This is a genomic window from Brunnivagina elsteri CCALA 953 (assembly GCF_002289455.1).
Lineage (GTDB): Bacteria > Cyanobacteriota > Cyanobacteriia > Cyanobacteriales > Nostocaceae > Brunnivagina > Brunnivagina elsteri.
In genome coordinates, this window is record NZ_NTFS01000376.1 from 1 (window position 1) to 6464 (window position 6464).

Annotated in this window: 7 protein-coding genes; 3 read left to right on the forward strand and 4 right to left on the reverse strand. The window is 38.2% G+C overall.

The features are described 5' to 3' along the window. Window positions 1-86: 86 nt before the first annotated feature. The 4 genes from CK510_RS24235 to CK510_RS24250 form a co-directional block, all read right to left on the reverse strand. Window positions 87-389, reverse strand: a complete 303-nt coding sequence (locus CK510_RS24235; RefSeq protein WP_095724114.1) for a protealysin inhibitor emfourin — start codon at window positions 387-389, stop codon at window positions 87-89. Window positions 390-600: 211 nt separating this feature from the next. Then, window positions 601-1677, reverse strand: a complete 1077-nt coding sequence (locus CK510_RS24240) for a M4 family metallopeptidase (RefSeq protein WP_373695829.1) — start codon at window positions 1675-1677, stop codon at window positions 601-603. A 298-nt stretch (window positions 1678-1975) separates the two neighbouring features. Beyond that, window positions 1976-2893 (reverse strand): NAD(+) kinase, encoded by a 918-nt coding sequence (locus CK510_RS24245; protein WP_095724115.1) that lies wholly within the window; start codon window positions 2891-2893, stop codon window positions 1976-1978. Window positions 2894-3132: 239 nt separating this feature from the next. Further along, a complete protein-coding gene (locus CK510_RS24250) occupies window positions 3133-4446 on the reverse strand; it encodes a glutamate-5-semialdehyde dehydrogenase (protein WP_095724116.1) in 1314 nt (437 codons plus the stop codon). Between the two features lie 251 nt (window positions 4447-4697). On the opposite strand from CK510_RS24250, the gene CK510_RS24255 reads away from it, so the two are divergent. From CK510_RS24255 to CK510_RS24265, 3 genes are all read left to right on the forward strand, one after another. Beyond that, complete coding sequence (locus CK510_RS24255) at window positions 4698-4874, forward strand: NblA/ycf18 family protein (RefSeq protein WP_095724119.1); 177 nt, start codon at window positions 4698-4700, stop codon at window positions 4872-4874. Between the two features lie 402 nt (window positions 4875-5276). Further along, window positions 5277-5831: a GNAT family N-acetyltransferase gene (locus tag CK510_RS24260; protein WP_095724117.1), complete on the forward strand. Its 555-nt coding sequence runs from the start codon at window positions 5277-5279 to the stop codon at window positions 5829-5831. A gap of 215 nt (window positions 5832-6046) precedes the next feature. Further along, the coding region (locus CK510_RS24265) for an alpha/beta hydrolase-fold protein (protein ID WP_245912402.1) at window positions 6047-6464 on the forward strand (418 nt) is incomplete at its 3' end.

Sequence of the window (6464 nt, forward strand, 5' to 3'; positions counted from 1 at the left end):
TATTAATTGTGAGTGCTTAGTTCCCCCAATGCCCAATCCCCAATGCCCAATCCCCAATGCCCAATGCCCAATCCCCAAATCAAATTTTAAACTTCAGTTCTTGCAGCACTATTAATCCAACTTATCAGTGGTTTGAGATTTTCTGGAACACCTGATTCGCCAACGCTGACAGTATGAGTTTTCCCATCAGCTTCGACTGTTAACATATAGTTAAATCGGTCGGGTTTAGGATTCGGGGAATCGATGTAAGCAGGTAAATTAAAAAAATCAGACTCTTGTAAGAGTTGTGGGAGTTGTTTGGCAGTTTCTTGGGATATATCTGCCGTATCAACTTTTGTTGTTCGTGGCATACCCGCAAAACCACCAGTTCGCTCTAAATATACTCGCATATTATGCTGTTTTCTAAAGAACAATAAAGACCGAGAGAATAATTATATTATCTCCTAGCTATAGAAAAACGAGCATATAGAATTAAAAAAGTTGTGAATTATGTAAAATATTGACACAGTGACAATAATTACAAATCAACACAAAGCGAATCAGAGAAAAATCGTAGAGATGCGATCGCACTCTGGCAGTTGCGTCTCTACGGGTAAAATATCACTTTGTCAAGACTCCAACCTGTTCCCAAGCATTTTGAACCGCTTTTTGTTCGTTGCTGCCATCTCCATAAAGTTCTCCGGCAACTTGGACTAAAATTTCAGCAGCGCTTTTAAAATTGGAACTAGAACGCAAGCGATCGCGCAATGCCACATACCAAATTTTGCCAGCTTTCTCCCAAGCGTACCCACCGATTTCCATTGATGCCAGATAAAAAGCCCGGTTAGCAATACCAGAATTGATATGCACCCCACCATTATCTTTCATCCCCACATAAATATCTTTGTAATGTGCAGGTTGTGGGTCTTTACCTAATATGGGGTCATCATACGCCGTTCCCGGTTCCTTCATCGAACGGATACCCACACCCTTGACTTTTTCGGTAAATAACCCTTCCCCAATAATCCAATCAGCTTGGTCTGGGGTTTGTTTTTTAACCCACTGTTTCACCAAAACACCAAAAACATCGGACATCGACTCATTCAAAGCACCAGACTCACCAGAGTAATTGAGACTAGCTTCATATTGCGTGACACCGTGGGTCAACTCATGGGCAATAATATCAATACATTTGGTAAAACGCTGGAATAGCTCCCCATCACCATCACCATAAACCATCTGGTCGCCATTCCAAAAAGCGTTATCGTACTTCACCCCATAATGCACCGTCGAATCAAGTCGCAATCCTTTGTTATCAATTGAATCACGCTCCAGCACTTCGTTAAAAAAGTCAAAAGTAGCACCAGCATAATCATAAGCCTCATTTACCGCTTCATCGCTGCTAGCTGGGTCTCCTTCTGCACGTACTAGCTTACCAGGAAGCTTTTCCATCGTTGTCGCATCGTAGATTGTGCGGCGTTTTTCCCCTGGAGAAACCGCAAAATTGATGTTTCCTACAGCTTTACGTCGTCCACGAAACTCAGATGATAGAGTCAAAGTCTGAAAAGCCCAATCCCGTTGCTGTTCATTACCATTGGTTGCCACCTTTTCTAGCATATGGGGTGGAACTACACAGCAAATTGGACAGCGTTGGTTATTATTGTGCTTGTTACCAATCCAGCCATTATTACGAGTCATATAAAATTTCTCCTATTTACGTTACTTTTAGGCAAAATACAAAGCATTTCTGATGTATACCCAGGAGAACAAAATTATCCCAAAATTCCAAGCTTTGTCTGTTTGTTACCTACAAGTCAAAGAGGCACAATTCCCATTTGATATCTAACTTGATATCCAATTTGGCGGGCTGATTTTATTTTGGGTATCAGTAAATACCAAGCTTTGCTCAAAAAACGCAATTATAAACTCGCTTCATCTAGATTGGTTGAGGGTTAGACCCCTCAAAGTCAGAAATATGCTGTTAGGGATTGGGCATTCAAGGTAATTCCACCGATGAGGGTTTGGCAATATGTGGTAATCCCCAACCTAATTTTTCGCGCAAGATGCGGAAAAACTCCGGTGGTTGCAAGCGTACAAATTTTGCTGAGTAGTGCGATCGCTCCAAATATACGCGATCGTCGGGTAAAACATAACAACCCGCATTTCCATCCACCACCATCACCAAACGTGGTGTATTTACAGGATAAATATTTACTGGTTCGCTATCTGGAAATACCAAAGCCCTCGATGCCAAAGAATGGGGACAAATTGGTACTAGTTGTAACACAGGTACACCAGGAGTAATTACGGGACCACCCGCACTCAAAGAATAAGCTGTTGAGCCAGTTGGAGTGGAGATTATGACCCCATCTGCGGCAATATCAATAGGGGCATGGCTACCAACTACAATCTCAAAATGACACATGGAAGTCAGTGGTTCCCGATGTAAAGTCATTTCATTCAAACATAGGGCTTCCCACAAGACATTTTCTTGCCGAAATACCTTGACTGTCAGCATTATCCGTTCTTCAACTTCATAATCACCCGCAATCAACTTTTCGATCGCTTCAGGTAAGTGATTAAGATAGGTTTCTGTTAAAAAACCCATGTGACCAGTGTTTACCGCTAATAGGGGAATCCCGCAAGGAGCAGCTTGCCGCGAAGCAGCAAGTACAGTGCCATCTCCCCCCAAAACCACTACAAACTTCATCTCAGAGTCAAAACCAGGGGGTGTAAGACCATCAATTGGGGTGTGACAAATAGGACTATGGGGATTTGGATAGCCCAACATCCCACCGACACCAGTTGCCAGAGTTACCTCCCAACCAGACGCGGTGAGTTTGTCTTTAATCTCGATAGCGACACGTTCCGCTATCGGCTTTACATCGTTATAAATAATGCCTGCTTTCGGCACGCTCAAATATCCAACTTTTCGGAAATGCTTTCTAATTATGTTAATCCTTGCACATTTTTGAGCAAGTGGTTATCAATTATTAATTATTTGGTTATTGGTTATTGGTTATTGGTTATTTGGTTATATCAATTCTAATGTGAGACCACATATTATTTGACCCCTCCATACCTCCCCTTACTAAGGGGAGGTGCCACAGGCGGTGGGGTTATTTTTTGCGTCTTTATATTAAATTGGTATAACTAATAATCTAAATCGCGATGAGTAAATAATTTTGGTTCTTCTCCAGTATAATCAGCGACAATATGACCATTTCCTGTCATCTGATACTTATAAGTAACTAAACCTTCTAAACCAACAGGTCCACGTGGTGGCATTTGTTGCGTGCTAATACCAACTTCAGCACCAAATCCGTAGCGAAAACCATCAGCAAAGCGAGTCGAACAATTATGATATACACCAGCAGCATTTACCAGCGACATAAATGTAGTCGCATTATCGGTATTTTCGGTAATAATTGCGTCGGTATGCTTAGAACCGTGGCTATTAATATGTATAATTGCCTCCTCCAAATTATCAACAATTTTCACAGCTAAAATCAAATCACTATATTCAGTCTCCCAGTCAATCGAGGTTGCTTTAGTGATTTCTGGTAAAAATTGGCAAGTGCGATCGCATCCTCTTAACTCTACATTTAATCCTTGTAATGCCTTGGCAACTTGAGGTAAAAAGGTTGCAGCAATATCAGCATGAACTAACATTGTTTCAATCGCATTACATGCAGCAGGATAGTGAGTTTTGGCATCAACTGCAATACGAATTGCCTTATTAATATCTGCTGCGAAATCAACATATAAATGACAAACCCCGTCAGCATGTCCAAGTACGGGAATACGAGTATTTTCCTGTACAAATCGCACAAAAGAATTAGAACCACGAGGAATAATTAAATCGACATATTTATCTAACTTCAATAATTCCAAAGTCTGTTCACGGGTTGTCAACAACTCCACAGCATCAGAATTCACAGCAGTTTGCGAAAGTCCTTTTTTAATAGCTTTGACAATCGCTTCACAAGAACCGACAGCCTCTTTCCCGCACTTGAGGATAATACCATTCCCCGACTTAATCGCCAATGATACAATTTGAATTGCAGCTTCAGGACGTGCTTCAAAAATTATACCCAAAACCCCCAAAGGGCAAGTTATGCGCTTGAGAATCAACCCTGTATCAATTTCGCGATGAACCTGTACCGCACCAATCGGATCGACTAATTTACCAACATCTCGCACACCATTAATTGCATCACGTAGCTTATGCTCATCCAATTGCAACCGCTTATAAAGTGGTTTCGCAATTCCATCCGCGATCGCAGCTTCACAATCTGCAATATTTGCCCGTAAAATATCATCTTGAGCCGATTCTAACGCTTGTGCGATCGCCTCAATCGCTGCATTTCGTTCCTCAGTCGCAAGCACAGCTAACCGCAACGCAGCCAAACGGGTTTGTTGTGCGATCGTTATTAAAGAAGACAAAGTTACTTGAGAAGCAGTCATAACAAAATGTATATATTTAAATATATTTAAAAAATTTTACTCTCCCTTAATCCTACCAAGGATAGGAAACAAGGAACACATCACAAGCTTAACAATCCTCAACCTTACCAAGAAAGTCGGAGATATCTAAATTTTTACATTTTTGCTAATTTTACAAATGAAATCCGTAATACTACAACCTCGAAATGTATATTGATTTAAGTCCACTAATATGGTATGAAACCTTACAAAATATTAAACAGGAGATTGTTATGGATAGCGAAGCTTTTCAATTAACTTTAGAACAGCAATTTCAAATGCGGATGATGGAAGAATCCGCACATAATATGACACATGAGCAAATGGTTGAAACATTAGTTCAAGCATCACGGTTACTCATGGTTAAAGATAATATGATTCGCAACCTACTCAAACGTTGCCCAATTTAGATAGCTAAATTTAGTTCAATAGTTTGGAGTCAAACAATAATTGGATATGGAATATACAAATGATTCAGGGTTGGTTTAGGGTTGTTAATCATAAAGAATAGGGGCATTTAAATACAATACCCCTATTCTTCAATATTTTTGCTCAAAAGTTTAAAATAAATCAATATCTTTTAATTCAAATAGTTTTATAACTTTAATATCACATACCTTTTAAATGCTCAGTAGAACATATTAGCGGCAGCGTAACACACCTTACGTATATTTTCACAAATAAATATTAAGTAAATATTTACAGTATTTTCCGAAAAAATAATTTAATTTAAGAAATATTGTTAATTATAGATATTAATTTCCATGTCAAAGTAAAGAGTAATAATTTTCTTAGTCTTAGTAGTAACTAATATGCTCGATAAATTTCCTCAACTCGAAACAAAAAACCTCATATTAAGAGAAATAAAAGTATCAGATACAGAAGCAGTGTTCAATTTTTTTTCCGACCAAGATGTTTTGAAATATTATGATGCCGAACCATTTACAAATATTGAACGGGCAAGAAAACTAATTAATAACTGGAATGACCGTTTTTTAACTAGAAAAGGAATTCGTTGGGGGATTGCCAAAAAAGATGAAAATATAATTATTGGTACTTGTGGTTATCGTTTTTGGGGTAAACCACTCTTTTGTGCGGAAATCGGTTACGAACTGACTAAAGCCTATTGGAGAGAAGGAATTATGTCAGAAGCATTAGCTGCTATAATTGAATTCGCATTTGAAAATACAGAATTAAACCGAATTGAAGCTACGGTGATGTTAGAAAATATAGCATCAATGGCTTTGCTAGAAAAGCTAGGTTTTATTGAAGAGGGAGTTCTCAGAGAATTTGGATTTTGGAAAGATGAATTTCATAATTTAAAAATATTTTCTCTTTTAAAAAGAGATTATAAAAATTCTGATTAATAAATTCGATATTTTTGATTTAAATATAGCCAATTTGGAAATATTATAATTTTTGCACTACAAATATCACATAGTCTTGTAGAATAAATAATAGAGAGAAGAAAGATAGCTAATAAGAATGGGTGATTAGGCTCTATTAGGGAACTAGAAGATATAAAAAAGATTAAAAATGGAAGGCTAAGAAAAAGAACTTAAATAAAGAGGAATAAAGACTTATGTCTATTCTTAATATCATCAATGAATACAAAGTTTTTGGTGGGAGACTAAACTTTTATTCCCATTTATCAACTACCTGCAAAACCAATATGCGTTTTGCCGTATATCACCCACCCCAAGCAAAATTTAGAGATGTTCCAGTACTATATTTCCTATCTGGATTAACCTGTACAGAAGAGAATTTCATGGTAAAGTCTGGGGCACAAAAATATGCCGCAGAACATGGATTAATGTTAGTTGTACCTGATACTAGTCCTAGAAATACGAGCATACCTGGTGAAGACGAAAATTGGGACTTTGGAACAGGAGCAGGGTTTTATCTAGATGCAACAGAAGAACCTTGGAATTCACATTATCAAATGTACAGTTACGTGGTCGAAGAATTGCCAAGTTTAATTGCTAAAAATTTTGCAATAC